The sequence below is a fragment of the Patulibacter minatonensis DSM 18081 genome, assembly GCF_000519325.1.
In the GTDB taxonomy this organism is placed as follows: Bacteria; Actinomycetota; Thermoleophilia; order Solirubrobacterales; family Solirubrobacteraceae; genus Patulibacter; species Patulibacter minatonensis.
This window is the reverse complement of the sequence record NZ_KI912613.1, coordinates 4,509,019-4,533,598: the sequence shown is the minus strand read 5'-3', so window position 1 is coordinate 4,533,598 and position 24,580 is coordinate 4,509,019. Positions and strand designations below refer to the sequence as shown.

The window sequence follows — 24,580 nt, the reverse complement described above, 5'->3', positions numbered from 1 at the left end:
ACGCAGGGCGTCATCCGGCGAGGGCCAGGACCAGCAGGCCGGCCGCGGCGGTGAGCGCGACGAGCACCGGCGTCAGGTTCGTCAGCCGGTCCCGGCGTCCGGCGGCGGCGAGCACGGTCGCCACGTCGGCGGTCGCGGTGCGGCGGGGGAGCCTTGCGGTGCGCATGTGGACCAACGTACGAGCGCCGCGTGTCGGTCGGGTATCCGTCGCCGGTCGACCGGGCGTCGGGCGGCCCGGAGCTCAGGCGCCCCCGGCGGCCCAGTGCCCGCTCTCGTCCACGTGCACGATGAATCCGCGGATCTGCGTCTCCCGGGTCCGGATCGCCGAGACCCGGGCGTGCACGCGGAGCTCCGTCCCGTCGCCACGGAGCATGCGCTTCTCGATGTCGTACCCGTCCTGCGCGCCCTGCCGGACCCCGAACAGGAGCTGGTCCTCCCTCCCACGGTCGTCCGGGTGGGTCGTCTCGCGGAGCGTGGTCCCGAGCAGCGACTCGTCGCTGCGGCCGAGGAGCCGCCGGAGCGCCTCGTTGGTGCGCATCCACTCGCCGTCGGGCGACAGCAGCGCCTGACCGGTGGGGGCACGGTCGAACGACGACGCGAGCACGGCGCGGAGCTCCTCGAGCCGGCGCTCGTCGCGCCGCTCGCCGGTGATGTCGCGGAGCGTCACGGTCCCGCCGACGATGCGGTCGCCGTCGACGAGCGGCCGGAACGTCGCCTCGTAGTGGCGCTGGCCGTCCGGGCTCGGCGTCTCGAGCGTGGTGGTCCTGCCCCGGAGCGCCCCCTCGTACCCGGGCGCCAGCTGCTTCCAGTGCTCCCGGCCGACGATCTCGTCGGGACGGCGTCCGAGGAGCTCGCTCCCCCGGTGGTCGTAGCGGTCGTGCATCGCGCCGGCGGTCCGGACGAACCGCAGGTCGGTGTCGAAGGTCAGGATCGACAGCGACGCGATCGCGTCGATCGCCTGACGCAGGCCGGACTCGGCGGGGTCCGCTCCCGGCGGACGGGGGCGGGGCGCGTCGCCGCCCGGCGCCGCGTCCGCCACGGGCGGGCGGGCGCCGTACGCGGCCCAGCTGCGGCGCGTCGACGACGGTGGCGGGGGCCCGTGGCCGGACGTGTCCGCTCCGGTGGTGCCCGGCCCGGCGGACCCGCGCGCGCCGGACCCCGGGTAGGCGATGTGGCCGGCGAGCGCGCCCGGACCGTGGAGCGCGTCGGTGTCCCGGCGGGCACGGACGCCCGGGCGACCCTGGTGCGGTCCGCGGTGCCCGGGGTCGACGGTCAGCTCGATCTGGCCGTCCACCGCGAGGCACGAGACGACCTGCCGTCCGAGGACGGTCCGCAGCTCGCTCGCGAGCGCCACCGGGCGGAGGGTCGTCACGTCGAGGACGGGGACCTCGCCCTCGGACCGGACGTCGACCGCGCCGATGCCGCGGATGGCGGCGATCGCGCGACGCAGCGTCGCCAGGTGGAGGTCGTCCCGCACGCCGGTGACGCGCACCACGGCGACCCCGCTGCTGAGCGCGGCCGCCCCGAGGCGATCCATCGCCCCCACGTCGCGGCGGCCCCGACCCGCGTGACCTGCTCCCCCGCTCGTCACGAGGTCCCGGCCCGTCGGTTCGCGTGCAGCGTCTCGCCCGTCGCTCCCACACCTGGATCGTAGCCATCCTGACGCCGAATGTTCCAATTGGGGGACCACCGATGGGGGGAGGTGGGCACGACGATCGGTGGAACCCCGGTGGTCGATCGTCCGGAACGGCGCCGCCGAGCCGGCCGCGCCCCTCCTGATCCCCGAGGACGGCCGCGTCGTCCTCGCCCGACCCGTGTCCGTTTGTCGCACGGGACAGGGGGCAGCGTGGAGGGCATGGCCCCCCAGACCTCGGACGAGCGGCCCGTCGCCCAGCTCGTCCACGACTTCTCCCAACAGACCTCGACCCTCGTGCGACAGGAGCTGCGCCTGGCGCAGCTCGAGATGCAGGAGAAGGGGAAGAAGGCCGGCATCGGCGTCGGGCTCTTCGGCGGGGCCGGGGTGATCGCCTTCTACGGGGTCGGCGCCCTGGTCGCGACCGCGATCCTCGCGCTGGCGACCGCCGTCGACGGGTGGCTCGCCGCGCTGATCGTGGCCGTCGTGCTCTTCGCGGTCGCCGGCGTCGCGGCGCTGGTCGGCAAGAAGGAGGTCACCGCCGCCACGCCGCCGGTGCCCGAGCAGGCGATCGACAGCACCCAACGGGACGTCCAGGAGATCAAGGAGCGGAGCGGACGATGAGCGCGAGCGAGAAGGACGAGGCCGTGACGGAGGACGCCACGGTCGAGCAGGTCCACGCGGCCGAGCCCGAGCACCCGGACCCCGTGCCCGGGACGGAGCCCGACCCGGCCGAGGCCGGCTCCGCGGCCGAGCTGCGCGAGCAGATCGAGGAGACCCGCAGCGAGCTCGGCGACACGGTCGAGGCCCTGTCCCACAAGCTCGACGTGAAGGCGCGGGCGAAGGAGGGCATCGACGAGCGCAAGCAGCAGGCCAAGGACGGCGTGCAGCACGCGAAGGAGGTCGTCTCCGAGACGGCCACGAAGGCGCAGGCCGCGATCGGCGACGCTGCGGCGAGCGTCCAGTCCAAGGCGTCCACCGCGGCCTCCGACGCGCAGGAGTCCGCCGCGCAGGTGGCCTCGGGGGCGCAGGACACGGCCGGGGCGGCGACGGCGTCCGCGCAGGCCCGCGCGCAGCAGGCGGGGCAGGCCGTCGAGGAACACAAGGTGCCGGTGACGACGATCGCCGCGGTGGCGGGCGTCCTGATGCTCGTCGTCCTCTGGAGGCGGTCGCGGTGAAGCTCCTCTACAAGCCCCTGGGCATCGCGTTCGGCGTCCTCGGCGGCCTCGCCGGCGGGGCGCTCTTCAAGCAGGTCTGGAAGCGGGTCGCGGGGGAGGAGGACGCGCCCGGTGCGCTCCAGAGCGAGTACGGCTGGGCGCAGATCATCCCGGCCGCGGCGCTGCAGGGCGCGATCTTCGGGGCCGTCAAGGCCGCCACGGACCGCGCGGGCGCCAAGGCGTTCGAACGGGTCACGGGGGAGTGGCCGGGCGACTGACGGTCGCGGCGACCCTGACCGCACCGTGTGCGCGGTTTCTCCGGCGGGCACCGCGGGCCGTGAGAGAATCGGTGCACGCAACGCCGATCCGGGGAACGAGGACGACATGCAGCACCAGTCAGCAGCACCGGGGCCGGAGGTCGGGTGGGGCATCGGGCTCGTCGGTCTGCTCGCCTCCGCGCTGATCGGCTGGTTCATGGACGCGGGGGTCGGCTTCCTCCTGTTCCTCCTGCTGTTCTGGGGTGGCGTGGGCACGCTGTTCGCGTTCCTCGTCGACCGCAGCACGGTCGAGGAGCACGACCGCGTCGAGGAGCTGCAGAACACCAAGCTCGGGACGCTGGCGATCCCCGCCCCGCCGGTCCGGGCGCCGAAGCCGGTCGACCCCGCCGTCGCCGCGGTCACCGATGCCGGGCCCTCGACGTCGGTGTCCTCCAACGCGGAGGCTGCCGGCATCGCGTCCGGTCCGCGCGTCGCGGCGCCGACGGCCGAGGAGGACGCGGCCGCGAAGGCCGAGCGCCGCCGCCGCGAGCGGGCCGAGCGCGACCGCAAGGTCCGCGCGGCGATCTCCCCGTCCCCCCGGGCCTATCGCGAGCAGCGCGAGGCCCAGGAGCGCGAGCGCTTCGGCGACGAGCCGGTCGCCCCGCCGGAGCGCCCGCAGCGCCAGCGTCCCCCCGTCGTCTCGGCCTCGCGGGGCACGGAGCGCCGGCCGGGGTCCGGGCGTCCCGCCGAGCCCGCCCCGGAGCGCCGACCGTCGCCGCAGGCGCGCCACGCCGCCCCCGACCCGGTCGTCCGTCAGCCGCGGTCGCCGCGCGAGTACCGCGAGGCGAAGCTCGAGGAGCAGCGCCGGCGCGACCACCACGCCGCCGCCTGAGCACCGGACCGCAGCCGGACGACGACGTCGCCCCGGCGGACGGCTCCGCGGCACCCGCCGTGGGAATCGACGTCGGGGCCCGGAGCCTCCACGCCGTCGCGCTGACCGCGGACCGGCGGATCGCCCGCGCCGCGGTCTTCGACGCCCACGACGTCGCCGGGGTCGTGTCGTGGGCCGCGGGAGCGCAGGTCGCCGGCATCGACGGCCCGGACGCCGCGAGCCCCGGCGTCCACGCGGACGACGGGACGATCGCACGGAAGTTCCGGGCGGCGCGGACGGGGGAGGTGGCGCTCGGCCGGCACCACGGCCACTGGGTCTCCTGGGTGACGCCGGCGGACGTCCCGGACGGATCCTGGATGGCGGTCGCGGTCGCGCTGCACGCGGCCTTCCGCGAGGCCGGGGCCCTCGCGATCGAGGTCTATCCCCACGCGGCGTTCGCGGAGCTCGCCGGCGGGCGGCGCCTGCGCAGCAAGCAGCGCCCGGACGGGCTGGGGGAGCGCGTCGCGCTCCTCCGCGCCGAGGTCGGCGACGTCCCGCACCTCGGGATGTGGTCCCACGACGGCCTCGACGCCGCGGCCGCGGCGCTCGTGGCGGCGGACCGGCTCGACGGCGTCGCGGTGGAGTCGGGGCCGCGGCCCGGCGACCCCGTCGGTCCGGACGGGATGCTCGTCGACGACGGGTCGCGGATCTGGCTGCCCCGACGGCGCTGACGTCGTCCGCCGGACCCTCGTCGTGCACGCGCCGCCGCCGGCCTCCGGTCGCCCGCCGGGGCCGGGTTCAGGAGCCGTCCGCGGCCAGCCGGTCCTCGACGCTGCGCACCTTGTCCTCGAGGGTCTGGTCCGGCTTGTCGGTGCGCTCGTCGAGCTTGAGGATCGAGTAGGCGCGGGGGAGCCCCAGGTCCAGGGGCACCCGGTGGAGCGTCGCGACGACGGCGAGGATGTCGGCGGTCGAGCCCTCCAGCGAGGTGCCCATGCCGTGCATGACGAACCGGACCCGGTCCTGCGCGGCGAGCCGGCGCTGGATCTCGGCGATGTAGCCGCTGGCGCTCGCCTCGGCGCGGCCGAGGCCGATCACGGTCAGGTCTGCGGTGGACATCGTGCTCCGTCCGGTCGGGTGCGGGGGAGCCCGACGGTACCGGCGCGCGCTCCTGGGGCGTGCCGAGGTCGCGCGCCGTCGGGCGCCGACCGGGACGCCGGGACGACGGCCACGAACTCGGGCTCAAGTTCGGCGCGGAAGTGGTCGATCCGAACATCATGGAGCGGACGGTGTGCACCCCCAGGAGCGTGTTGCAGGCCGTCGGGCGCGACATCGAGATGCACCACCACGCCGGCCTGATCGGCGGCCGCGCGGCCCGCGAGCGCCGGGAGGCCCTCCGGGCGCTCGCGCGGCGCCTGGGCGGCGACCTCGACCGGCCGATCGACCGCGACGAGATGTGGGCGTTGCACGTGCAGGCCTGCAACGTGGTGGCGGACCGCCGGACCGCGGAGTCGCTGCGCGGCGTGCTCGGCAGCTTCCTGCTGGAGGCCGCGACGACGGCCGTCTCCGACCGCCGCAGCGCCGCGGCGGCCGACTGAACGACGAAGGCCCCGCCGGGGCGGGGCCTTCTGCGAGGTGCGCGATACAAGACTCGAACTTGTGACCTCACGCATGTCAAGCGTGCGTGATCTGACCGGCTAGGTCCGGATCGCCTGTGTTCTAGGGCCCCTCGTTTGGGGCTCGCTGTCGTTCCCCGATGAGATGTCATCGGGTGCGTATCACGGTGCCTCAGGGGTGTTCACTGAGGGTGCATCGACGGCCATCTGGTAGCGCCGAAATATCATCGGAACGCGCTGTTCGCGTGCTACATTCACCGTACCAGCGCGGATCGCTGGTATCTCATCGCCTTCCGCTAGTCGCTCGGCGTTGAGCCCAAAAAGAAGGGCCCCAACGCCGGACAAGCACAGGGCCCTTCAGAACAGGAGTTCTACGGTGAATAGTACCGACCTAGACGCCCGGCGTCAGGCACTCGAGGCCCTTCCCGGCCCGTACCTCTCGCTTCACGCGATCGACAGGTACCGGCAGCGCATCAAGGCCCGCGCCCGGCAGGAAGAGATCGGCGCGGCGCTCGAGGCGTGCACGATCCAGGTGTGCCCGCCCGGCTGGGCGCAGCAGGGCCAGGAGCCCGCCGACGGCTGGGCCGTGAAGGGCCCGATCGCGTTCCCGCTTGTGATCCGTGACGGCCGGCTGCTCGCGACGACGTGCATCCAGAAGAAGCGGCAGATCCCGAAAGCGGACCGTCGCGCGTACCGCGAGCTCATCCGATCGGGGGAAGCAGCATGAGCGTCCACGACGCGTGGGGCCGCGCGGAAAGCAGCCGCGATCTCGCCGCCGCATGCCTCGACGTCCACGCAGAGCATGGTGGTGAAACCGAGGTCCTGGCCCGCGGTCTGATCCACGCCCTGCTCGGTATCGACGCCCGGCTGCAGCACCTGGCCTTGGTCTTGGGGACCGAGGCGTCCCGGATCGCCGACAACACGGAGCGGGTCGCGTGAGCATCTTCCATGAGGAGACGCCGATCCAGGTTCGGGAAGAGCTGTCGGTCGGGGCCTACCGTCTCTGGCGCCGCGAGCTCGGGTGGAGCACGTTCCTGTGGGCTACCGCCGGCTCGTACGCGCTGGCGAACGCCATCGACCGTGGAGCTGTGTTCTCGTGGGTGGCCTTCGCGGCTGCCGCCTTCAACTTCGCGTTCGGGGTGTGGCGCCTGTTCCGGCCCGCCGAAACTCTCGCGTCCGAGGCGCTCGAAGTGCGGCGTCTGCGTGACCGTGCCTGGAAGCGCGAGGCCTTTGAGGCGCTCGACTCCACCCGGGGCAACGCATCCTCGAAGCGGAAGGGCGCGTGACCGCATGACGACGGTCCACACATACCCCGTCAACGACATCGTCGGGCACGACACGGAGGGCGGCGACTGCATCTGCGGCCCGACCGTCGAACCCGTCGAGCGCGAAGACGGATCGGTCGGCTGGCACGTCATCCACCACAGCCTGGACGGCCGCGAGTTCCGAGAGACCGAAGACGTCCCCACTGTCGGCCAAGTCCGCATCGACCCCGCCGGCCACCCCTGGCGGATCGAGGCAGTCCACGGTCCGGAGGTCGTGCTCTACCGCGTCGGCGACGGCCCGGACCCGGTGACGACCGCCACGTTCTGGACCGTCTCGCACTGGCCGACCGACGGGCCTGCTTCCGAACAGGAGTCAGATCGTGGCGACTGACCCGCTCGACCAGGCCCTCACCACTCCCGGCTGGTTCACCCACCCGATCGGCAGCCTCGAACGAACCCTGATCGTCGACCTCGAGCGCATCCAGATGCCTTGGCGCTGGCAACGCGCCGAGTACCCCATGGCCGACGGCAGCACCGCCATCTACGGCGTGCTCCTCGCCGAGGTCGGATACGTCGGCAACGCCTCCCCGAACGGCACCGCGCCGATCCACAGCCGCGCCGACGTGAAGTACGCGTTCGGCCTCTACCTCGAGGCACACCGCCAAGCCCGCGGCGTGTCCGAGCCCGTGCAGCTCGAGCTGTTCGAGGCGGCCGCGTGATCCGCCTCGCCCATCCCGTCCGGCTCATCAACTTCGCGGTCGCGTTCGCGTGCTCCCTCGCGTTTCTTGCGTGGTTCCTCAACGTCGGAACCGACCTCGCGCTCGCCGGCGCCTGGCTCACCGCGTGCATCAACGACACCAAGGACCCCACCCGATGACCTGGGCGAAGTTCGACGACCGCATGGACGACAACCGCAAGGTCAAGAAAGCCTGGCGCCAGCACCCCCGCGCCGTCGGCCTCCACTCCATGGCGATCACCTATTGCTCCCGCCACGAAACCGACGGCCTCGTTGATGTCGAGTGGCTTCACGAGAAGCTCCCCGACCCCGCCGAGTACACCGACGTCCTCGCCGTCCTCGTCGACACCGGCCTGTTCGACACCGTCGACGACGATCACTACCGCGTCCACGACTACCTCGAGTACAACCCGGCCCGCCAAGACCTTGAGTCCAAGCGCGCGAAGGACCGCGAGCGGAAGGCGGTTGGAGGCCGCAAGGAATCCCCGAAGACTCCAGGCCGCGTCCAGCAGGATTCCGCGCGGAATCCGTCCGGAAGCAACGCGGATTCCGGAAGTCCCGGCCCGGCCCGGCCCGTCCCGTCCCAACCCGGCCCGGCCCGGCCCCCGGAAACCGCCGCCGCCTCGCCTTCTCCTCTCACTGTCGTTCCGCCCCCGCCGCCGATGCTGCCGCACCCCGACCTGGCCGCGAAGCTCCTCCAAGACGCCGGCGTCCAAATCCTCGACGCCTACCAACTCGCGGTGCTGCACACCGACTACCCGACTGTCGACCTCGTTGCTGTCGCACACATCGTCATCAAGCGCCACCGCGAGCGGCTCATCACCGGCAACCCCTTCGGCTACTTCCGCGGCATCGTCACCAGCAGCGACGCCCCGAAGCTCGACATCTCCACCGGCCAGCCGAAACCGGACGTGCCCGGCCTGCCGCCGTTCGAGCAGGCATTCGAAACCGTCGACCGCGCACTCAAGCGCAACCGCTACGAGTGGCTGTTCACGCTCCAAGACCTCGAACGATCCGACCCCGCCGCCGCACAGCTCCTCGCCATGTCCGACCTCTCCGACCACTGGCAAGGCAACAGGTCCACCTTCGAAGCCGGCCAGTGGAAGCAAGCACTCCGCCGCCAATGGGCCGACGCAACCCCGGACCAAACCGAGGTCAAGAACAACCTGCGGCTGCTGATCATCAACCACAACCACCGCGTCAACGGCGGCGCGGTCGGCGAACTGATCGAGATGCCGGCATGACCGACGACTGGTTCGACCCCAACGCGTTCCGGCCCCGCCGCCTCGTCGCCGTCCACGACCCGCACCACGCCGCCGCGGTGCACAGGCCGCACCCGCGGTTCCTGCCACCGCCGACGGATCTCGAGGCGCGGTATCTCGCCTCCCTCGACCCCGCCCAGGCCGCACGCGACCTCGACGACCTCGTCGACACCTACGTCGCCGAGCACACCCAGACCCACCAGGAAGCCGCATGAGCTACGGACACGCACACGCCATCGCCCAACGCGCCCTTGGGCGCAACCTGACGCTCGAGGGCGAGAATGCTCGGCTGAAGCGCCAGCTCGGCGCGAGCCGCAAGACCGCGTCGATTCTGATCGAGCAGCGCAATGGTGCCCGTAACGAGGCACGCCGGCTGCGGGCCCAGCTCGACGCCGCCGCTGGTCAGGAGCAGGGTCGTGCCTGAGGCGAAGATCCGCAGCGCGGGTGAGCTGCTGTGCCGTCGCGCTCTCGCGCGGGACGGCCACGGCGAGTTCGTCATCGGCCAGCACGAGGTGCGTCTCCTCGACCCGGGCAAGGACCGTGACCGCTACGACCTCGCGGCGGCGCTCTCCTACGTCGACGGCGAGGCGATGGCGTGCATGGTGACGTGCGTCCGGGAACGCGGTGCCGGGACGTGGCAGGCGGTCATGCTGCACCGCGGCGGGCTGCGCAAGATGGAGCAGGCGACGGCGATCGTCGACCTCGACGACGCCGGTATCGCGGCCCTGCGCGCTGCGGAGGGTGACGAGTCGTTCCCGTACGAGCCCGCGTCCGCTGAGACCGAGCGCTTCCGCGCGGCCGCTGAGCGGCTGATCCAGCGCTTCATGGAGCGCGACCTCACTCCGGGGGATGAGCGTCGATGACCGCTTCCGACTTCCGAACCATCTGGTTCCTGATCGGCGTCGTTTTCATGGGCGAAGGCACGGCGATGTTGCTCGCTGGGTGGGGCGCCATGGTCTACGGCTTCGCGTGCTGCGCGGCGTCCATGTACTGGGCGGTCGCTACCAACGCTACTTCGAGGGCTTGCGAGCACCAGTGGGTCGATGCCCGCAACTCCGCTGTGGAGAGCGGCGAGGTCTGCTTGCGCTGCGGCGCGGTGCGAGCCGGGAACGCTACTTCGAGGGCCGAGGAGGCCGACCGTGGATAAGCGGCAGAGGTGCCGGGGGACCGTCCGGTACGGGGGCTGGGACTGGCGTTGCGTTCGTGACCTCGGTCATCTGGAGCCGTGCTCCCGGGAGCGAGAGGACGCGGGATCGGTGCTGACGGAGGCCGTCCGCATCTTCGACTCGATCACTTCCACATCGAGGGCGAAGGAGGCCGAGTGAACGACCAAACCCCCCCGCAAGACCACGACCTCGAACAGCACATCCTCGGCGCCGCCCTCACCAGCCGCCAAGCCGCCGAACGCTACGCCCTCGACGACAAGCTCACCGACACCGACTTCACCCACGACCACCACATCAGCCTCTGGCGCGTCGTCCAACACCGCATCGACCACGCCAAAGGCCCCATCGACCACCACGTCCTCAACGACGTCCTACAACGCCACCCCGACCTCATCGAGGGCTACCACGACCGCGACGCCGTACTCGAAACCGCCGCGCAGATCGTCTACAACGCGAACCCGAAAGCGAACCCCGAACACGCCGCACGACTCCTCGACCTCGCCGAACGCCGACGCATCATCAACGCCTGCACCGCCGCGATCCGCCAGGCGCACGCCCCCGACCAAAAACCCGCCGACATCCTCGTCGCACACGACCAAGCCATGGCCGCCGCCGCATCAACCGACGGCCGCCCCACCCGCACCATCGCCGACATCGCCGAAGCAACCATCCCCGCCTGGGAAAACCCCGAACACAACCCCGGCCTCCAAACGCGCTACCCCGACCTCGACCACGTCCTCAAAGGCCTCGAGCCCGGCAACCTCTGCGTCATCGGCGCCCGCCCCGCCATGGGCAAAACCGCATTCGCCGTCGACATCACCGCCAACGCCGCCACCCAAGGCGCCGTCCTCTTCGGCTCCCTCGAGATGACCGACCAAGAAGTCGCCGCCCGCTACGTCTCAGGCCGCACGTCCACGCCCGGCCACTGGCTCACGCACGGCGAGGGCCGCCGGCCCGGAGCGAACAAGGACCCCGCCTGGGGCCGCATCATGGGGCTCCTCGAAACGGAGGAAGCGAACCGCATCCACGTCGTCGTCCGACGCGGCCTCCAAGTCCGCGAACTCGTACGCATCGCGCACCGCCAACACGCCAAAGACCCCCTCGCCCTGATCGTCGTCGACTACCTGCAGCTCCTCAAACCCACCGACCCCAAGACCCCCCGGCACCTCCAGGTCGCCGAGATGGCAAACGAGCTCAAGACCCTCGCGTTCGACCTCGAATGCCCCGTCATCGCGCTCAGCCAGCTGAACCGCGAGTGCGAAACGCGCGACGACAAACGCCCGCACCTGTCGGACCTCCGCGAATCCGGGGACGTCGAACAGACCGCCGACCAAGTCCTGCTGATGTACCGCGACGAGTACTACAACAAGCGCTCCGAAACGCCCGGGATCGTCGAGATCAACGTCGCGAAGAACAGGCACGGCGGCACCGGAGTCGTGCCGCTCACGTTTCAAGCGAGCTACCCGCGCATCGTCAGCACCGCGAAGGAACACCAGATCCAACAAGCGCCGCAACCGTCATCCGACCGCGGCCCGAACCACGACCTCCCGCTCCCGAATGCGTCCTGAAACAGCCGATATGCGCGATACCATCAAGGGATCGGCGAACACCCACACGACCCACTCCAAGCCCTCGCCGACCTCTGCGCCGAGTACAGCATGACGCTCACACTCGACCACCCCGCACCCACGATCTGGCACCTCAAGGTCCGGTCGACCGCAGCGATGACGTCGGCCGGCTGGGCACAGCAACGCCGCATGACGACCATCAACGGCGAGATGACCTTGAAGGCGTTGGCGAACGCGGCACAGGTGCTGCACGACGATCTGGTCAACGACCCGCCCATCGAACTCATCCCCGTCAGGCGGACCGACCGATGACGATCGACGAACTGAAGGACATGCCCTGGGTCCTCTACGTCGAACGGGACGACATCATCGACCAGTTGCACCCCGGAGGAAACGCCGAACCGATCAGCCTCATCACTGAGGTCTGGACCGTGGGCGTCACGCCGAAACCCTTCGGCGAAGGCCCCGACCGCATCACACGGCTGACCCGGGCAGTCGATGAGGCCCGGAGGAACCTTCTGGTCGGTCCGCACGCGATCCTTCGATTCGAGGCCCGCTGATGAGCCGGTGGGACGCCTTCACCGACGACGAACTCGACGCCATCGTCAATGCGTTCGAGGACGCAGGCGAAGCAGCCACACGCTTTGGCGCCGGCCTCGACAAGATCGAATACGCGGTGTACTGGGACGCCTTCGCTGAGTGGGAGCGCCGCGGCGGAAAGCCGATGCGTGCCCGCCTTCTTGCAGAGCGCGAGGCTGAAGGATGACAGCTCGTCGTCGGTGTAAGGGCGAGAACGCCCAGGGCGAAGACTGCGGAGCCGCACCCCTCAAGGGCAGTGACTTCTGCCTCGCGCACAGCGACCAGGAAACACGAGCTTCCACGGGGTTCGGAGGGCCGCAGGAGGGGTCGGGTCGTCCCCGCAACCCGCGGGCGGTGGACATCCTGCGGGAGCGCCTCGAACAGCAGGCCGATGCCGTCCTCAACGTGCTCTGGGACGGCCTGGAAGCCGACACCCACACCGTCGTAGGCTCCGGTGAGAGCGCCGAGCTTGAGATCCTGCCGGACCACCGCGTCAGGCTCCTCGCCGCGAAGGAGATCCTCGACCGCGCGTACGGCCGCCCGAAGCAGGCCACTGAGGTCAGCGGTGTGGGCGGTGACGCGATCAAGGTGCAAGCTGCGGATATGAGCGACCCGGCCGTTCGCGCTTGGGCGCTCGACATGGTTCGCGAGCGCGCTGGCAATGTCGACGACTAGTGCGGCGCCGGCTGAGCATGGGCTAGACGCCAAGGACATCATCACGGCCCGGGCTTCTCCCGCGGGGTTCGCCTGGGTCGCAGACGGCCGGAACGAAACGAGCGACCCCGAACAGGGGTGGCTGCCGTACAAGCACCTGCTCCTGCTGACCGACCTGTTGATGCGGGTCGCGTCCGGCGAGGTCAAGCGCGCGATCGTCACCATGCCCCCGCGGCACGGCAAGTCGCAGCTGATCTCGCACTACTTCCCGGCCTGGTACTTGGGCACGTTCCCGCGCCGCAAGGTGATGGTCACCTCAAACACCGCGCACCTGGCCGAGGACTTCGGCCGCGGTGCACGGGACGCGCTCGAGGAGTTCGGGCCCGCGGTTTTCGGGGTCGAGGTGCGCGACGATGTGGCCGCTTCAAGTCGCTGGCAGACCGACCAGGGCGGCGTCTTTATCGCCGCCGGCGTGGGAGGAACAATCACCGGCCGCGGCGCTCACCTGCTGATCGTCGACGACCCGATCAAGAACGACAAGGACGCCGCGTCGTCGAACATCCGCGACGACCAATGGAAGTGGTGGAAGGGCACCGCACGCTCCCGTCTAGCGACAGGCGGTTCGGCCATCGTCGTGCAAACCCGGTGGCACGAAGACGATCTGGCCGGGCGCATGATTCAGCAGTCCGCCGACGATCCCGAAGCGGACCAGTGGACCGTGCTGAACCTGCCCGCGATCGCAGAGGAAGGCGACGCGCTCGGTCGCGAGGTGGGGGAGGCGTTGTGCGAGGCGTTGATGACTCGCGACGAGTTGCTGACGACGAAGCGGACGGTCGGCAGTTACCAGTGGGCGAGCCTGTATCAGCAGACGCCCGCACCGGCCGAGGGCATGTTGTTCAAGGCCGAGCACTTCCGATACTGGACGATGTCCGAGAACGTCGATGGGCAGCCGTTCATCCGGTTGCACGCCCTTGACGGAACCTCGAAGAGCTTCGACATCGGCCGGTGCGCAAAGTTCCTTGTTGCGGATACTGCCGCGTCGACCAAGGAGACCGCCGACTACAGCGTCGTCACCACGTTCCTGCGTACGCCCGACTCCGACCTAATCATCTGGGACCTGAAGGCGCGCAAGTTCGACCTGCTCCAGGTCCCAGACTTCATCGAGGGAGTCTGGAAAGGCCAGGCCCGAGCGCCGTTGCATGTGGAGGGGTTCGGTCACGGATACGGCCCGGTCAAGACGCTGCGAGGACGCGGCGTGCCCGTGCACGACATCCAGCCGGTTTCGGACAAGGTCACCCGGGCCATGGACGCCGTCGCCCGCTACGAAGCCCACTCGGTCTACCACCCCCAGACCGCACCATGGCTCGACGAGTTCGAAGCTGAACTCCTCGCGTTCCCGAACGGCGCGCACGACGACATGGTCGACACCATCTCCTACGGCGCCATCAAGCTCCCCGCCATCGCATCCGACGACTGGAAGCCCATCGTCAAGACACGGCCGGGGAGCCGCACCCGACGACCACGCACCACAGCACGCCGCGCCGCCTGACCTCAAACCAGCGCATAGCGCTGAAATAGCGTCCGTGATCGCTAGTACCCTCACGGGCAGTGGCAATCGCGCCAAACGCACCGACCGGCCAAGACACCGTCCGCCGTCCCGTCCTCGCCACCGCCGGCAACACCACCGCCGCGGCCGCGACCTGGACCCAGATCGCCACGCGCGTCATGGAACGCGTCCCCGAATGGACGTACCCCTGGCGCAACGACGTCATCGCCGAGATGCGGACCTACGGCCACATCGTCGCGCTCGAGTCCGCGTTCTTCCAGCCGATCCACAACCTCCCCTGGCGCCTCGAGCCCGGCGACCTGCCGCCCGACGCCGCAGCGAAACTCGCCGAAGACCTCGACCTCCCGATCGGCCAGGCCGACGACGACTCGACCCGCCGGTACCAGGTCGGGTTCCACCAGCTCCTCGACTACGCACTCACGTACGCCCTGTACGGCCACGCCGTCTGCGAGATCGTCGGCGACACCGACATGGACCCCGGTTGGTGGCGCATCAAGCGGTTCGCGCCGATCGAGCAGGAAACGATCAACCCCGGAAAGTGGATGGTCGAACCCGACGGCACCCTGCAGTCGCTCGGTGTCGATCTGCTCGGCCCCGAGCCCGTCGTTCTCGATGCCGTCCGTGTGCAGCGGTGGGCGTACAAGCCGCGGCAGGGCGACCCGGTTGGCCGGTCGATGCTTCGCCCGCTGTACATGCACTGGCTCTGCAACCAGGAGCTGTACCGCGTCGATCAGGTCCGCCACAACAAGTCCGCGAACGGCACGTGGGTCGTCACCGGCAAGGAAGGCGACGACCACGACACGATCGAGGAGCTGACCGACGCGTTCTCGCAGACGATCGTGGACGAGCTCGCAGCGATCGGCCTTCAGCAGGGCCAGACCGCCGAGAACGTCGGCATCACGGGTGCGGTCACCGACCCGCTGCAGTCGATCAAGCACCACGAAGAGGCGATGAGCCGCGCGTGGTCGGAGCAGGTCGTCCAGCTCGGCTCAACCGAGTCGGGGTCGCGTGCGCTGGGGGAGGTCCACGAGGACATCGCAGCGTCCGCACGAATCGCGGTTGCCGCTGACATCGCGGAGGAGTTCAACCGCCAGTCCGTGTCCCGGTGGACGGAGTTCAACGACTACCGGGGCCTGGTGAAGAGGCCGCGCGTCACGTGCGACAAGCCGAAGCCGGCAACGCCGATCGTCGTGAACACCCCGCCGCCGGCCCAGCCTTCCGTGGACGAACCGGCCGATGTCGTCGCTGCGTCCCGTGGATGCACGTGCGGCACAGACCACGTCGCCGCAGCCCGAGCGGCCCCGGACGGTGGCAAGGTGCCTGGTGTTCCGCAGGCAACCCGTCAGCTGCGTGCTGCCGAGCGGTCCACGAACTTCGCCGAGATACATGGCGACTGGGAAGACGCCGTCGCGGAAGTCACGACCGCGTACCGCGCTGTCCGTGGCGAGCAGCTGAAGGCCGCGATCGAGGTAGTCGCAACCGCGAACACCGTCCTCGGCGCCCTCGAGACGCTCCGCGAGGACGCACGAGCAGCCGCCCTCGACGCCGTTCCGCAAGCGCAGCTCGAGGCCGTGTCCAGCGTCCTGGAGTCAACGGCGCAGCAGGCCGCCGGCACAGTCGCCGCGGATGCCCGCGAGGCCGGGACCCGTGTTCAGGAGGCGAACGTCGAGTACGCCACCGCAGCGTCGACTGCCGCGACCCTTGCGTCGCAGCAGATCGCGACGACCGTCGCCGAAGAGGTCACGAACCGCACGCAGGCCTTGGCGTCCGAGGCCGCCGATCCTGCCGCTGTCGCAGCAGCAGTCAAGGACCAGATCGACACGCAGCTCACCGACGCCCAGCTGACGCAGATCGCCGGCGCGGACACCACCCGTGCACAGACGGCGGGCAGGCAGACGCAGACCCGCGCATCCGAGAGCCAGATCCGCGACATCTACGCCTCGAGCGTGCTCGATGGCAACACGTGCTCCGCGTGCGCTGATCTCGACGGCACGCAGTACGACTCGGTCGACGAAGCCGAGCAGGACTTCCCGACCGGAGGTTACGCCGGGTGCGAGGGCGGCGACAGGTGCCGCTGCCTGTACGTCGTCACGTGGGAGTCCGAGCAGGCACTGGCCGTTGACGACAGGGGCACCGCATGACCGACGACCTCGTCACCTGGAAGCGCGTCCCCATCGCCGCAGTCGGCAACCACCAGACCAGCGTCGGCGACGGCGGCATCACCATCGACGACCTCAACGACGCCGTCGCCGCCCAAGGCGACCCCGCCGTCAAGACCGCCCGCACCATCCTCGGCCACTCGTTCCGCCAAGACGGCGACCACATCCGTCTCCTCGACCGCGCAGTCATCGGGCGTACCCAGAACCTGCAGGTCGACGGCGACACCCTGTACGCCGACATCACGGTCCCGCCGAACATCGACCGGATCGCCGCAACCGCGTTCCCGTCCCGTTCGATCGAAGCGATCCGGAACGTCAAGACCGACACCGGCGACTACCGCATGGTCGTCACCGGCCTCGCGCTGCTGTCCGACGAACTGCCGGCAGTCGAAACGCTCGAGGACCTCGAAGACCTGTGGGCGCGCAACGACACCGCGGCCCCATCCCCAACCGCTGACGCGCCCCTCGTGGCTGCGTCGCGGCTGGTGGCCTTCTCCACCCCTTCTCCCGATGACGACAACGCCGCTCCGGCGGTCACCACCCCCGATCCCCTGGAGGGACCGAACATGGCTGACACCCAGCCCGAGAAGACCCCGGAGACGACGGACGCTCCGGAGAACAAGACCGACGACACGACCGCGACGACGGACGCGCCGAAGGTGGACGAGCAGCCCAAGGCCGACGAGCCGAAGGTCGACACGCCCGATTACACCCCGCCCGCCGGGTTCAAGCTGATCAGCGAGGACCAGGAGGCCGACATCAACGCCCGGCTGAAGCGCTTCGACGAGTTCATGGACCGCAAGGCCCAGACCGACGCCGAGACGTTCGCGTCCGAGCTCGTCGCCGCCGGCAAGATCGCCCCGAAGTCCAAGGACAAGGTCGTCGCCGACTACAAGGAGAACCCGCAGCTCACCCGCGGGATCTTCGACCACGTCGCCGCGACCATCCCCGTCGGCCAGCTCGCGACGTTCTCGCGGCAGCCGCACGACGAGCAGCCCACGGACGAGCTGCTCCCGTCCATCGTCCAGTTCACCGCGGCCGAACAGGCCCGCATCGACACCCTCACGAAGGGGGCCTGACCCATGGCTGCCAACGAAACCCGCGTCCACTTCCGACCCGGCGTTCAGGTCACCGGCCGCGCCACGGCCGACGTGCTCGCGAAGCGGTTCGTCACCATCTCCGCGGGCCGCAACGCACTGGCCGGCGAGAACCTGCCGATCAAGCCGGCCGTCGCGAACGTCTGGGCGCTCGGCGTCCCCGCCGTCGACACGGTCGCCGGCAAGACCGTCGCAGTGTACTCCGGCTCCGGCTACCAGCTGCGCGTCCAGTGCGGCGCCGCGATCGACACATCCGCCGGCCCCGTCGCGCTGATGGTCGGCACGGGCGGCAAGGTCATCCCGCAGACCGGCACGAACGTGATCGTCGCCTACGCCCTGTCCACCACAACGGCGACCGATCAGGACGTCGAAGTCCGTCTCGTCTGAGGAACTGACTCATGGTCGCCAACATCCCCACCCCCCTGTACCCGGAGGCCGTTCCGACGGTCAACGGGCGCAACATCACGATCTCGCAGTACGTGCAGGACCCTCGGGTCGTCGCACGTGACTTCGCGCAGCTCTACACCGCGTTCTCGTTCCTCGGCCGGCTGCTGCCGGACTCCGGAGCCACGACCGGCGGCGCGATCAAGTACTACCCCAACGATCCCGACGTCAACGCCGGCATCGAAGAGGTCGAGGAAGTCGCTCCCGGTGCTGAGCTGCCGGAGTACGGCGGCAAGGTCGGCGCGCCGAAGATCGCCGAGGTCTCCACGTGGGGCCACAAGATCGTCATCCCGCGCCAGTCGCTGAAGCGCAACGACATCCGCCTGTACAACCGCCTCGTTCGCGGCGCCACGCAGTCGCTGGACCGGAAGTTCAGGAAGCTCGCGCTCGCCGTGATCTCGGCGCGGCTGCAGGAGGACGGGCAGTTCATCACGGCCGCCGCGAACTGGACGTCGTTCACGGTCGAGGGCGCGAGCCCGACGGCCGCGCGTCTCCGTCCGGAGGGTGCCATCGACGCGGGCCTCGCGGTCTTCGAGGCCGACGACCAGGGCCAGAAGCCGACGCTCCTGATCATGAACCCGTCGGACTGGCTGCTGTTCGTGCAGGGCTACGGCCGCAAGCGCGCGATGGACGTCCTGTCCGCCTACGGCCTCGAGCCGATCTCGAACCCGGCACAGCCGGCCACGAAGGCGCTCCTGGCGGCCGAGGGGCAGCTCGGCGGCACGTACTGGGAGGACCCCCTCACGGTCGACACGTGGGACAACAAGCCGATCCGGTCGCAGCAGATCGACCTCGAGGGCTCCCCGGCGTTCGTGGTCGACAACACACCGGCTGCCGTCGAGATCCGCGGCATCAGCTCCTGATGCCGAAGGTTGAGCTCAAGGGCCGACTGGTCGAGATCGACGGCGTGTGGCTCAAGGGCGGCACGGTCGTCGACGTCGACCAGAAGGTCGCCGATCGTCTCGTCAGCCTCGACGCCGCCGAGAAGATCGACGGCCGTCGCAAGACGACCAGCGACACGGAGTAACGGGTGCCGGACCCGCAGAACACCCCGGAGTGGTGGCCGACCCTGACGTCGGTCGCTGCTCTGCTGCGGGCCCGGACGGTCGAAGCGGGGCGTGGCGGCGACTACGTCGACACGTTCACGACGAAGACCAGCCCGACTGCTGCGCAGGTCACCGCGTTGATCGCGCTGGCGGGCAGCGAACTGACGGAGGCTGTCGAAGGACGTGCGCCGTGCACGGCAAGCCTGGAGTTGCGTGCTGCGTCGTTCATGACGTATCGCGCCGCCCAGCTGGTCGAGATGTCGTACCGGCCGGAGGCGTCGGTCGAGAACACCACGCTCGCAGCCCAGCTCGGCCGGCTCGCGGAGGAGAAGCTCGCGGCCGCGAAGTTCGAGATCACCGACCGGTGCCCGCTGCCCGACGACGAAGCGGAGCACCCCAGCGTGTCTCGGTTCGGGCCGGCTGTTCGCGGCACGGGTTGCCGGACCGTCGGACGCTTGACGCGCTGGTAGCCGGATGTCGCTGCGTTTCACCATCGACGTTGGCGGCGACCGCATCGTCGACCGCACCCTCTCCAGACTCGCCGGCGCCGTCGAAGACTGGACCGACGCGTGGCCCGACATCGAGGACGCCCTCACCCACGAGGCAGCGAAGCAGTTCGATTCGCAGGGCGAGTACGGCTCGAACGGCTGGAAGCGCCTGTCCGATTCCTGGCTGGCGTACAAGGAGTCGCACGACCTCGACACCCGCATCGGACGCGCGACCGGTGCGATGGCGAACAGCCTGTGCATCAAGGGCGCCCACCAAGGCATCCGCGAAACGGCACCAGGCATGTTCCTGTTCGGGTCCACCGTCCCGTACCTGCCGCACTTCACGAAGCTCCGGCCGGTCATGCAGCTCCCGGAGTCGGGGCGCCGTGAGGTTCAGCGCCGGTTGCAGAAGTTCGCGATGAGCGTGGCCGACTGATGCCGGCGTTGACGTACGCCCAGCGAAAGGCCCGTGTTCTCGGGCCACTCACGGACGGCAACCACTTGACGTTGGTGATCGAGACGCTGCTTGAAATTGGGCTGCCGACGTATCTCGACGAGACGGTCCGCCAAGACGGCGAAACCGTCACCCCGGGCACACCGGGCGTGCAGCCGTGGAACAGCCTGCAGACCCACCCGATCACCGTCACCGAAGAACTCGCCGAAGACGCACTCCCGCGCCTCGTCGTCGTTGACGGCGGCACGATCGGCGCACCGTATGGCCCCGACTCGAACGGCCTGATCGGTCACACCTGGCGGATCGGCATTGCGGTCGAGATCGCCGGGGCGAGCATGAACGACGCGCAAGCGAAGGCTGGTGCGTACGGTGCCTCGATTCGTGCGCTGATGACGCACCACCTGGCGGACTTCCACGACCAGGTCAGCCTGGTGCAGTGGACGAGCTCCGCACCGGCTACCGGCACCGCTTTGCTTGGTGCTGAGCGGCGTTCGATCGCGGCGGTCGAGGAGCAGTTCGCCGTCCGTGTCGACGGTGTGTTGCGCGACGACAGCGAACTGACCTTGCCGGGTCCGGGCGACGAGCCCGTCGATCCGGCCGATCCCGGCGACAGCCCCGTGATCACGCAGACCGACCTGACGGTCCATCCCTCTCTGGAGATCGAAGATGCCTGACCCCGGCACCAGCACAGTGATCAGCGATGCGTTGCCGCCCGGCACCACACGCGGCATCCAGGGCGACAAAGGCGCGAAGGGCGACCCGGGCCCGTCGGGCCTGGGGGAGTTGCTCAACGGCATCCAGGTGGGGGAGGTGCCGTCGAAGGACTCGGACGGGAACCTGATCTCGATCCCGCCGGGTAGCGGCGGCTCGGTTCCGGATGCCACGACGACGATCAAGGGCAAGACGACGGTTGGGGCGTCGGGTGGCGCGGCGTCCTACGACGCGGTCGATGCGCTTGCCGGCGCGACGATCCCGAAGGCGATCACGCTCCCCGGTCGCGGCCTGATCACGAAGGTCGACGGGTATGGCAACAGCCTCGTTGCAGGCGAGGGCACGGAGTCCACGCCCACGGCCCGGTTCCTGCGGGTCCTGGCGGATGCGCTGCAAGCGACGGAGCAGAACAACGGTGTCGGTGGCAGCACGATCATCGGCAACCTGCCGGTGCAGCTGAACGGTGCGCTCGCCCGCTCCACCGGGACGCCCGCGGCTGAGGCGGCGGTCATCGACTGGATCGTCAACGACCCCGCGTACTTCGGCCCGAACTGCGCACCGGCGGTCGCCGCCGCGCACCGGGAGCTGATCTCGCGCATCCTCACCGACCCGGGTGACGTGAAGCCGTACGACGACGCGTCGATCTCGCTGACGGGGTCGTGGTCGTCGCTGGGTGGGGCGTTCAAGGCGATCGCTGGAAACGGGTCGCAGACCCTCACCGTGCCGTCCGGGTGGCGTGGCCGGATCGTGGCGTTCAACGTCGCCGCCGTCCAGGACGCCGGCGCGGTCCACACGGTCACGACGAACTCGAGCACCGACGGTACCCCGGCGGTGCTCGATACCCGCGGGCTGTACCCGGCGGCGCCGGTGACGAGCTCGGCGCAGGTCTTCACGTGCGTCCGGAAGTACATCCCGCTGGACGCGACGACGGTCACGATGGCCGTCACGAACGTCGTCGGCGCCACGTACACCTACGGGTACCAGGTCGAGTCCGCGGCCCCGCGCCTGGTGCAGGTGCTCGGGCAGTACCGCCTGCCGACGTACGCGATCTACGCGTCGACGCCGTTCATACCGACGGACGCGGTGATCGACACGATCAACACCGCGGTCGCGAACGTGGTGGCGGAGTTCCCGCCGCACGTGATGTTCCTGCCGACCGAGCAGCTGATCGGCAAGCAGCGCCCGAACCTCGTCGCCGACCAGACGCACCTCTCGATCGCCGGGAACCGCGCCATCGGTGCGCTGCTCGTCTCGGCCGCCCGGTCGTTCCCGGCGACGGGTGCGCTGGCGCTCGTGGGTTCGGTGGTTTCCAAGACCGACCTCGCCACGACGACCGCGGCCGGCATCGCGAAGCTCGGCGCCGCGGGAGGCGCGGCGACGTATCAGCGGGCGGAGGACCTGGCGGCGCAGATCGCGCTGCTGACGCCCGACGGGAACATCGAGTACGGCACGGGCGCCCCGGGCTCCGGGGTCGGCCAGAACGGCGACAGCTACGTCGACACGGCTGCGTCCCCGCCGCGGCTGTACGGCCCGAAGGCCGGCGGGACGTGGCCCGGGTCTTTCATCACGCTCGGCGGGTCTGGTGGCAGCTCCGACACCCGCTACAACGTCAACGCCTACGGCGCGGACAAGACCGGTGCGGCAGACTCGACCTCGGCGATCGTGGCGGCTGCTGCTGCGGCGAGCGCTGCGGGCGGCGGCATCGTCTACGCCCCGGCCGGCACCTACAAGACGCTGAGCTCGATCACGTCGTGGCCGAACAACGTGTCGCTGATCGGTGACGGCCCGGCGCTCACGATCTTCAAGCCGACGTTCGCGGACGAGTCGTTCCTGAAGAACATCAAGACGGCCGCGGCGCCGATGGTCGGCTGCACGTTCGCGAGCTTCCAGGTCGACGGTAGCGCGCAGACGCAGTCGGCTGGCTACGTGTCGGGGACGAAGGGGTTGTTCTCGCAGTTCCACCGTCGCTGCCACTGGCGCGACCTGTACATCCACGACACCCCGGCGACGGGCCTCGGCGTCGACCACTTCCAGGAGTGCTCGATCGAGCGGGTCCACGTCGACAACTGTGGGCGCCTGAACGGCGGGACGGGCCCGGGCGGCAACGGCATAGGCCTCGGCACCGGCGGGTTCGCGATCGAGAGCATCGTCGTCGGGCACTGCATCGCGAAGAACTCGGGCCGCTACAACATCTTCGTCGAGAAGCAGACGAACGTCTCGCAGACCGCGCTGTTCACGAAGGTCCACCACTGCCACACGGAGGGCGGCCAGTACGGCCTGGGCGACTGCGGCAACTCGCGAACGATCTGGGACCACAACACGGTCACCGGCGCGTCGATCGCGGGGATGGGCATCAACGGCGGCACGGTGTCGACGCTGCCGGGCTACAAGATCCGCGTCGTCGACAACGAGATCGACGCGTGCCCGACCGGCATCCTCTACGACACGTCGGGGTCGGGGACCGCGTCGGGCCCGACGGGCACCGAGCTCGGGCACATCCTGATCCGCCGCAACCGCATCACGGGCGGCACCTACGCGATCCAGGTGATCCTGAAGAACTACGACGTGTACGGCCTCGGGATCGACGACAACGTGATCGAGGGGACCAGCAAGTCGGGGATCTACTTCTCGTACAACTCCGGCGTGAAGATCCTCCGCAACAGCTCCGTGAAGCGCAACCGGCTCCGGAACATCGGGACGATCGGAACGGGCACGGACCGCGAGGGCGTGAAGATGACCGTCGCGTGCGACAACGTCGCGATCGACGACAACGAGTTCGTCGACGACACCGGCACCCCGACGGCCCGGTACGGCCTCACGTTCAGCGGCGCGTCGTACACGGGCGGGTCGATCAGCAACAACGAGGCGCGCGGGATGGCGACCGGCGGCGCGCTGTTCGCCACCGCCGTCTCGGCCACGACGCGGTACGGCCAGAACCGCGGGTTTCCGGCCGTCGCGCCGGCGACGTTCACGCTCGCGGCGACGGGCGTCGCGAACACGGCGGCCGTGATCCCGGATTGGCTGTTCCTGACCGGCGGGACGATCACGGACGTGAGGCTGAACGGAACCACGGTCGCGAGCTCCGGACCGTTCGCCGTGCCTCGCGATCCTGGGGACGTGGTGACGGTGGCCTACACCGGCACGCCGACCCCGACTACGAAGCCGCGATGAGCGCCGCGGCTGAGCTTGCGCGCCTCTTCCTCGTCGGCCACCAGGAGGGCTGGTACGACGGTGACCCCGCCTGGGACGAAGTCGCGGAGCTCGCCCGTAAGGTCCTCGCGGGCGAGCAGCCGCCGGCTGACGACGAGACCTAGCCCCTAGGTCTGGGGAAATCTAGGTCAGGACGGCGCGGGAGCGGGCACCAGTTCCTCCTCTCGCACCGTCCGAATCACGGCCAGCTTGCCGCGCTTCTCCCAGCGGACGCGGTACCGGCCGTCGCCGTGGTAGTCCTGCACCACCCCGACCCACCCGGGCCAGTCGAAGAGGTGCGTCACATGGGTCTCAAGCTCGAACATCGGCCCAGCATGCACATCGGACCCAAAAACCCAAGCGTCGCTACTTCGGGTCGGCGTCCTTGATGTCCTGACGGAGCCGCTCAACATCGGCGACCGACCAGCGGGCCTTCGCCGCGACCTCCTCGTCCGACGGTGGATCGGCGTTCAGGATCGCCAGGCCGACATCGCACCGCAGTGCCCGCTCGAGGCCCGCGCGCCGGCGGTCGTGCTCGTCGAGCGCGCGGACGCGTTGGCCGATCTCCCAGAGCCGGCGGTCCTGCATGTCGCGGATCTGCTGCTCCCGCTTCACGCGGTCCGCGACTCCGGTCCGTACTTGCCGCTGCTCTGCCTGCCCCATA

General features: G+C 70.0%; 37 protein-coding genes. 32 read left to right on the top strand and 5 right to left on the bottom strand.

Annotated features, from left to right (window positions below; all coding sequences use genetic code 11):
* Positions 1 to 10: 10 nt before the first annotated feature.
* Positions 11 to 166, bottom strand: coding sequence for a hypothetical protein (locus PATMI_RS36965; protein WP_157260911.1), 156 nt, complete (start codon positions 164 to 166; stop codon positions 11 to 13).
* 75 nt (positions 167 to 241) lie between these two features.
* On the bottom strand, positions 242 to 1,537 hold the full coding sequence (locus tag PATMI_RS0121325; protein ID WP_026912377.1) for a PAS domain-containing protein: 1,296 nt from the start codon (positions 1,535 to 1,537) through the stop codon (positions 242 to 244).
* Positions 1,538 to 1,855: 318 nt separating this feature from the next.
* Here PATMI_RS0121325 and PATMI_RS0121320 point away from each other — a divergent pair, with 318 nt between their 5' ends.
* The 5 genes from PATMI_RS0121320 (at position 1,856) to PATMI_RS0121300 (ending at position 4,649) form a co-directional block, all read left to right on the top strand.
* Positions 1,856 to 2,257 carry a phage holin family protein gene (locus PATMI_RS0121320; RefSeq protein WP_036726236.1) on the top strand — a complete coding sequence of 134 codons (402 nt, stop codon included), beginning with the start codon at positions 1,856 to 1,858 and terminating at the stop codon, positions 2,255 to 2,257.
* The gene (locus tag PATMI_RS35225) at positions 2,254 to 2,811 is read left to right on the top strand and encodes a DUF3618 domain-containing protein (protein ID WP_051472115.1); all 558 of its coding nucleotides are present in this window, start codon (positions 2,254 to 2,256) and stop codon (positions 2,809 to 2,811) included. Before PATMI_RS0121320 ends, PATMI_RS35225 begins: the two co-directional genes overlap by 4 nt.
* Positions 2,808 to 3,068, top strand: a complete 261-nt coding sequence (locus PATMI_RS0121310) for a DUF4235 domain-containing protein (RefSeq protein ID WP_026912375.1) — start codon at positions 2,808 to 2,810, stop codon at positions 3,066 to 3,068. The genes PATMI_RS35225 and PATMI_RS0121310 overlap by 4 nt, the downstream gene beginning before the upstream one ends.
* A gap of 106 nt (positions 3,069 to 3,174) precedes the next feature.
* Positions 3,175 to 3,939, top strand: coding sequence for a hypothetical protein (locus PATMI_RS0121305; RefSeq protein ID WP_026912374.1), 765 nt, complete (start codon positions 3,175 to 3,177; stop codon positions 3,937 to 3,939).
* Positions 3,940 to 3,998: 59 nt separating this feature from the next.
* Entirely contained in the window at positions 3,999 to 4,649 is a 651-nt protein-coding gene (locus PATMI_RS0121300) for a DUF429 domain-containing protein (RefSeq protein ID WP_026912373.1), read from the top strand.
* Positions 4,650 to 4,716: 67 nt separating this feature from the next.
* On the opposite strand, the gene PATMI_RS0121295 is transcribed toward PATMI_RS0121300, so the two are convergent.
* On the bottom strand, positions 4,717 to 5,034 hold the full coding sequence (locus PATMI_RS0121295) for an MTH1187 family thiamine-binding protein (protein WP_026912372.1): 318 nt from the start codon (positions 5,032 to 5,034) through the stop codon (positions 4,717 to 4,719).
* 170 nt (positions 5,035 to 5,204) lie between these two features.
* Between PATMI_RS0121295 and PATMI_RS0121290 the strand changes: the two genes are divergently transcribed.
* The 27 genes from PATMI_RS0121290 to PATMI_RS36950 all read left to right on the top strand — a co-directional run bounded on the left by PATMI_RS0121290 (position 5,205) and on the right by PATMI_RS36950 (position 24,041).
* Complete coding sequence (locus tag PATMI_RS0121290) at positions 5,205 to 5,513, top strand: hypothetical protein (RefSeq protein WP_169738407.1); 309 nt, start codon at positions 5,205 to 5,207, stop codon at positions 5,511 to 5,513.
* A 394-nt stretch (positions 5,514 to 5,907) separates the two neighbouring features.
* The gene (locus PATMI_RS0121285; protein ID WP_026912370.1) at positions 5,908 to 6,258 is read left to right on the top strand and encodes a hypothetical protein; all 351 of its coding nucleotides are present in this window, start codon (positions 5,908 to 5,910) and stop codon (positions 6,256 to 6,258) included.
* Positions 6,255 to 6,470, top strand: a complete 216-nt coding sequence (locus PATMI_RS0121280; RefSeq protein WP_026912369.1) for a hypothetical protein — start codon at positions 6,255 to 6,257, stop codon at positions 6,468 to 6,470. Before PATMI_RS0121285 ends, PATMI_RS0121280 begins: the two co-directional genes overlap by 4 nt.
* Positions 6,467 to 6,817, top strand: a complete 351-nt coding sequence (locus PATMI_RS0121275; protein WP_026912368.1) for a hypothetical protein — start codon at positions 6,467 to 6,469, stop codon at positions 6,815 to 6,817. The genes PATMI_RS0121280 and PATMI_RS0121275 overlap by 4 nt, the downstream gene beginning before the upstream one ends.
* 4 nt (positions 6,818 to 6,821) lie before the next feature.
* Positions 6,822 to 7,187, top strand: a complete 366-nt coding sequence (locus PATMI_RS32160) for a hypothetical protein (RefSeq protein ID WP_036726234.1) — start codon at positions 6,822 to 6,824, stop codon at positions 7,185 to 7,187.
* On the top strand, positions 7,177 to 7,515 hold the full coding sequence (locus PATMI_RS0121265; RefSeq protein ID WP_026912367.1) for a hypothetical protein: 339 nt from the start codon (positions 7,177 to 7,179) through the stop codon (positions 7,513 to 7,515). Before PATMI_RS32160 ends, PATMI_RS0121265 begins: the two co-directional genes overlap by 11 nt.
* Positions 7,512 to 7,673: a hypothetical protein gene (locus PATMI_RS36960; RefSeq protein ID WP_157260909.1), complete on the top strand. Its 162-nt coding sequence runs from the start codon at positions 7,512 to 7,514 to the stop codon at positions 7,671 to 7,673. Before PATMI_RS0121265 ends, PATMI_RS36960 begins: the two co-directional genes overlap by 4 nt.
* The gene (locus PATMI_RS0121255) at positions 7,670 to 8,776 is read left to right on the top strand and encodes a hypothetical protein (protein ID WP_026912366.1); all 1,107 of its coding nucleotides are present in this window, start codon (positions 7,670 to 7,672) and stop codon (positions 8,774 to 8,776) included. Before PATMI_RS36960 ends, PATMI_RS0121255 begins: the two co-directional genes overlap by 4 nt.
* Entirely contained in the window at positions 8,773 to 9,009 is a 237-nt protein-coding gene (locus tag PATMI_RS0121250; RefSeq protein WP_026912365.1) for a hypothetical protein, read from the top strand. The genes PATMI_RS0121255 and PATMI_RS0121250 overlap by 4 nt, the downstream gene beginning before the upstream one ends.
* Positions 9,006 to 9,218 carry a hypothetical protein gene (locus PATMI_RS0121245; protein WP_026912364.1) on the top strand — a complete coding sequence of 71 codons (213 nt, stop codon included), beginning with the start codon at positions 9,006 to 9,008 and terminating at the stop codon, positions 9,216 to 9,218. Before PATMI_RS0121250 ends, PATMI_RS0121245 begins: the two co-directional genes overlap by 4 nt.
* On the top strand, positions 9,211 to 9,657 hold the full coding sequence (locus PATMI_RS0121240; RefSeq protein WP_026912363.1) for a hypothetical protein: 447 nt from the start codon (positions 9,211 to 9,213) through the stop codon (positions 9,655 to 9,657). Before PATMI_RS0121245 ends, PATMI_RS0121240 begins: the two co-directional genes overlap by 8 nt.
* A 458-nt stretch (positions 9,658 to 10,115) precedes the next feature.
* Positions 10,116 to 11,528 (top strand): replicative DNA helicase, encoded by a 1,413-nt coding sequence (locus PATMI_RS0121225; protein WP_026912360.1) that lies wholly within the window; start codon positions 10,116 to 10,118, stop codon positions 11,526 to 11,528.
* Positions 11,529 to 11,618: 90 nt separating this feature from the next.
* Positions 11,619 to 11,840 carry a hypothetical protein gene (locus PATMI_RS0121220; protein ID WP_026912359.1) on the top strand — a complete coding sequence of 74 codons (222 nt, stop codon included), beginning with the start codon at positions 11,619 to 11,621 and terminating at the stop codon, positions 11,838 to 11,840.
* A complete protein-coding gene (locus PATMI_RS0121215) occupies positions 11,837 to 12,088 on the top strand; it encodes a hypothetical protein (RefSeq protein ID WP_026912358.1) in 252 nt (83 codons plus the stop codon). The genes PATMI_RS0121220 and PATMI_RS0121215 overlap by 4 nt, the downstream gene beginning before the upstream one ends.
* Complete coding sequence (locus tag PATMI_RS0121210; RefSeq protein ID WP_026912357.1) at positions 12,088 to 12,294, top strand: hypothetical protein; 207 nt, start codon at positions 12,088 to 12,090, stop codon at positions 12,292 to 12,294. The genes PATMI_RS0121215 and PATMI_RS0121210 overlap by 1 nt, the downstream gene beginning before the upstream one ends.
* Positions 12,295 to 12,461: 167 nt before the next feature.
* A complete protein-coding gene (locus PATMI_RS0121205; RefSeq protein ID WP_026912356.1) occupies positions 12,462 to 12,782 on the top strand; it encodes a hypothetical protein in 321 nt (106 codons plus the stop codon).
* The gene (terL, locus tag PATMI_RS32155) at positions 12,769 to 14,310 is read left to right on the top strand and encodes a phage terminase large subunit (RefSeq protein ID WP_051472114.1); all 1,542 of its coding nucleotides are present in this window, start codon (positions 12,769 to 12,771) and stop codon (positions 14,308 to 14,310) included. Before PATMI_RS0121205 ends, terL begins: the two co-directional genes overlap by 14 nt.
* Positions 14,311 to 14,486: 176 nt before the next feature.
* Entirely contained in the window at positions 14,487 to 16,469 is a 1,983-nt protein-coding gene (locus tag PATMI_RS0121195; protein ID WP_157260908.1) for a phage portal protein family protein, read from the top strand.
* The gene (locus PATMI_RS0121190; RefSeq protein WP_026912354.1) at positions 16,466 to 17,566 is read left to right on the top strand and encodes a hypothetical protein; all 1,101 of its coding nucleotides are present in this window, start codon (positions 16,466 to 16,468) and stop codon (positions 17,564 to 17,566) included. Before PATMI_RS0121195 ends, PATMI_RS0121190 begins: the two co-directional genes overlap by 4 nt.
* Before the next feature lie 3 nt (positions 17,567 to 17,569).
* Positions 17,570 to 17,971 (top strand): capsid cement protein, encoded by a 402-nt coding sequence (locus PATMI_RS0121185; protein ID WP_026912353.1) that lies wholly within the window; start codon positions 17,570 to 17,572, stop codon positions 17,969 to 17,971.
* Positions 17,972 to 17,982: 11 nt separating this feature from the next.
* Complete coding sequence (locus PATMI_RS0121180; protein ID WP_026912352.1) at positions 17,983 to 18,891, top strand: major capsid protein; 909 nt, start codon at positions 17,983 to 17,985, stop codon at positions 18,889 to 18,891.
* Positions 18,891 to 19,055: a hypothetical protein gene (locus PATMI_RS36955; protein WP_157260907.1), complete on the top strand. Its 165-nt coding sequence runs from the start codon at positions 18,891 to 18,893 to the stop codon at positions 19,053 to 19,055. The genes PATMI_RS0121180 and PATMI_RS36955 overlap by 1 nt, the downstream gene beginning before the upstream one ends.
* A 3-nt stretch (positions 19,056 to 19,058) precedes the next feature.
* The gene (locus PATMI_RS0121170; RefSeq protein WP_026912351.1) at positions 19,059 to 19,544 is read left to right on the top strand and encodes a hypothetical protein; all 486 of its coding nucleotides are present in this window, start codon (positions 19,059 to 19,061) and stop codon (positions 19,542 to 19,544) included.
* Between the two features lie 4 nt (positions 19,545 to 19,548).
* Positions 19,549 to 19,998 (top strand): hypothetical protein, encoded by a 450-nt coding sequence (locus PATMI_RS0121165; RefSeq protein ID WP_026912350.1) that lies wholly within the window; start codon positions 19,549 to 19,551, stop codon positions 19,996 to 19,998.
* Between the two features lie 74 nt (positions 19,999 to 20,072).
* On the top strand, positions 20,073 to 20,690 hold the full coding sequence (locus PATMI_RS0121160) for a hypothetical protein (RefSeq protein WP_157260906.1): 618 nt from the start codon (positions 20,073 to 20,075) through the stop codon (positions 20,688 to 20,690).
* Positions 20,683 to 23,898: a glycosyl hydrolase family 28-related protein gene (locus PATMI_RS0121155; protein ID WP_084270139.1), complete on the top strand. Its 3,216-nt coding sequence runs from the start codon at positions 20,683 to 20,685 to the stop codon at positions 23,896 to 23,898. Before PATMI_RS0121160 ends, PATMI_RS0121155 begins: the two co-directional genes overlap by 8 nt.
* Positions 23,895 to 24,041, top strand: coding sequence for a hypothetical protein (locus tag PATMI_RS36950; protein WP_157260905.1), 147 nt, complete (start codon positions 23,895 to 23,897; stop codon positions 24,039 to 24,041). The genes PATMI_RS0121155 and PATMI_RS36950 overlap by 4 nt, the downstream gene beginning before the upstream one ends.
* A 24-nt stretch (positions 24,042 to 24,065) precedes the next feature.
* Here the strand turns inward: PATMI_RS36950 and PATMI_RS36945 are convergent, their stop codons facing one another.
* Positions 24,066 to 24,242: a hypothetical protein gene (locus tag PATMI_RS36945; protein ID WP_157260904.1), complete on the bottom strand. Its 177-nt coding sequence runs from the start codon at positions 24,240 to 24,242 to the stop codon at positions 24,066 to 24,068.
* 40 nt (positions 24,243 to 24,282) lie between these two features.
* Positions 24,283 to 24,579, bottom strand: coding sequence for a hypothetical protein (locus PATMI_RS0121140; RefSeq protein ID WP_157260903.1), 297 nt, complete (start codon positions 24,577 to 24,579; stop codon positions 24,283 to 24,285).
* Position 24,580: the final 1 nt, after the last annotated feature.

What these genes read in the sequence shown, in the direction of transcription:
- PATMI_RS0121280 (WP_026912369.1), top strand. Translation starts at nt 6,255, where the DNA reads ATGAGCGTCCACGACGCGTGGGGCCGCGCGGAAAGCAGCCGCGATCTC.
- PATMI_RS36945 (WP_157260904.1), bottom strand. Translation starts at nt 24,242, where the DNA reads ATGTTCGAGCTTGAGACCCATGTGACGCACCTCTTCGACTGGCCCGGG.
- PATMI_RS0121295 (WP_026912372.1), bottom strand. Translation starts at nt 5,034, where the DNA reads ATGTCCACCGCAGACCTGACCGTGATCGGCCTCGGCCGCGCCGAGGCG.
- PATMI_RS0121245 (WP_026912364.1), top strand. Translation starts at nt 9,006, where the DNA reads ATGAGCTACGGACACGCACACGCCATCGCCCAACGCGCCCTTGGGCGC.
- PATMI_RS36955 (WP_157260907.1), top strand. Translation starts at nt 18,891, where the DNA reads ATGCCGAAGGTTGAGCTCAAGGGCCGACTGGTCGAGATCGACGGCGTG.
- PATMI_RS0121190 (WP_026912354.1), top strand. Translation starts at nt 16,466, where the DNA reads ATGACCGACGACCTCGTCACCTGGAAGCGCGTCCCCATCGCCGCAGTC.
- PATMI_RS0121215 (WP_026912358.1), top strand. Translation starts at nt 11,837, where the DNA reads ATGACGATCGACGAACTGAAGGACATGCCCTGGGTCCTCTACGTCGAA.
- PATMI_RS0121140 (WP_157260903.1), bottom strand. Translation starts at nt 24,579, where the DNA reads ATGGGGCAGGCAGAGCAGCGGCAAGTACGGACCGGAGTCGCGGACCGC.
- PATMI_RS0121220 (WP_026912359.1), top strand. Translation starts at nt 11,619, where the DNA reads ATGACGCTCACACTCGACCACCCCGCACCCACGATCTGGCACCTCAAG.
- PATMI_RS35225 (WP_051472115.1), top strand. Translation starts at nt 2,254, where the DNA reads ATGAGCGCGAGCGAGAAGGACGAGGCCGTGACGGAGGACGCCACGGTC.
- PATMI_RS36965 (WP_157260911.1), bottom strand. Translation starts at nt 166, where the DNA reads ATGCGCACCGCAAGGCTCCCCCGCCGCACCGCGACCGCCGACGTGGCG.
- PATMI_RS0121155 (WP_084270139.1), top strand. Translation starts at nt 20,683, where the DNA reads ATGCCTGACCCCGGCACCAGCACAGTGATCAGCGATGCGTTGCCGCCC.
- terL (WP_051472114.1), top strand. Translation starts at nt 12,769, where the DNA reads ATGTCGACGACTAGTGCGGCGCCGGCTGAGCATGGGCTAGACGCCAAG.
- PATMI_RS0121165 (WP_026912350.1), top strand. Translation starts at nt 19,549, where the DNA reads ATGTCGCTGCGTTTCACCATCGACGTTGGCGGCGACCGCATCGTCGAC.
- PATMI_RS0121255 (WP_026912366.1), top strand. Translation starts at nt 7,670, where the DNA reads ATGACCTGGGCGAAGTTCGACGACCGCATGGACGACAACCGCAAGGTC.
- PATMI_RS0121250 (WP_026912365.1), top strand. Translation starts at nt 8,773, where the DNA reads ATGACCGACGACTGGTTCGACCCCAACGCGTTCCGGCCCCGCCGCCTC.
- PATMI_RS0121210 (WP_026912357.1), top strand. Translation starts at nt 12,088, where the DNA reads ATGAGCCGGTGGGACGCCTTCACCGACGACGAACTCGACGCCATCGTC.
- PATMI_RS0121180 (WP_026912352.1), top strand. Translation starts at nt 17,983, where the DNA reads ATGGTCGCCAACATCCCCACCCCCCTGTACCCGGAGGCCGTTCCGACG.
- PATMI_RS0121195 (WP_157260908.1), top strand. Translation starts at nt 14,487, where the DNA reads ATGGAACGCGTCCCCGAATGGACGTACCCCTGGCGCAACGACGTCATC.
- PATMI_RS32160 (WP_036726234.1), top strand. Translation starts at nt 6,822, where the DNA reads ATGACGACGGTCCACACATACCCCGTCAACGACATCGTCGGGCACGAC.
- PATMI_RS0121325 (WP_026912377.1), bottom strand. Translation starts at nt 1,537, where the DNA reads ATGGATCGCCTCGGGGCGGCCGCGCTCAGCAGCGGGGTCGCCGTGGTG.
- PATMI_RS0121320 (WP_036726236.1), top strand. Translation starts at nt 1,856, where the DNA reads ATGGCCCCCCAGACCTCGGACGAGCGGCCCGTCGCCCAGCTCGTCCAC.
- PATMI_RS36950 (WP_157260905.1), top strand. Translation starts at nt 23,895, where the DNA reads ATGAGCGCCGCGGCTGAGCTTGCGCGCCTCTTCCTCGTCGGCCACCAG.
- PATMI_RS0121305 (WP_026912374.1), top strand. Translation starts at nt 3,175, where the DNA reads ATGCAGCACCAGTCAGCAGCACCGGGGCCGGAGGTCGGGTGGGGCATC.
- PATMI_RS0121185 (WP_026912353.1), top strand. Translation starts at nt 17,570, where the DNA reads ATGGCTGCCAACGAAACCCGCGTCCACTTCCGACCCGGCGTTCAGGTC.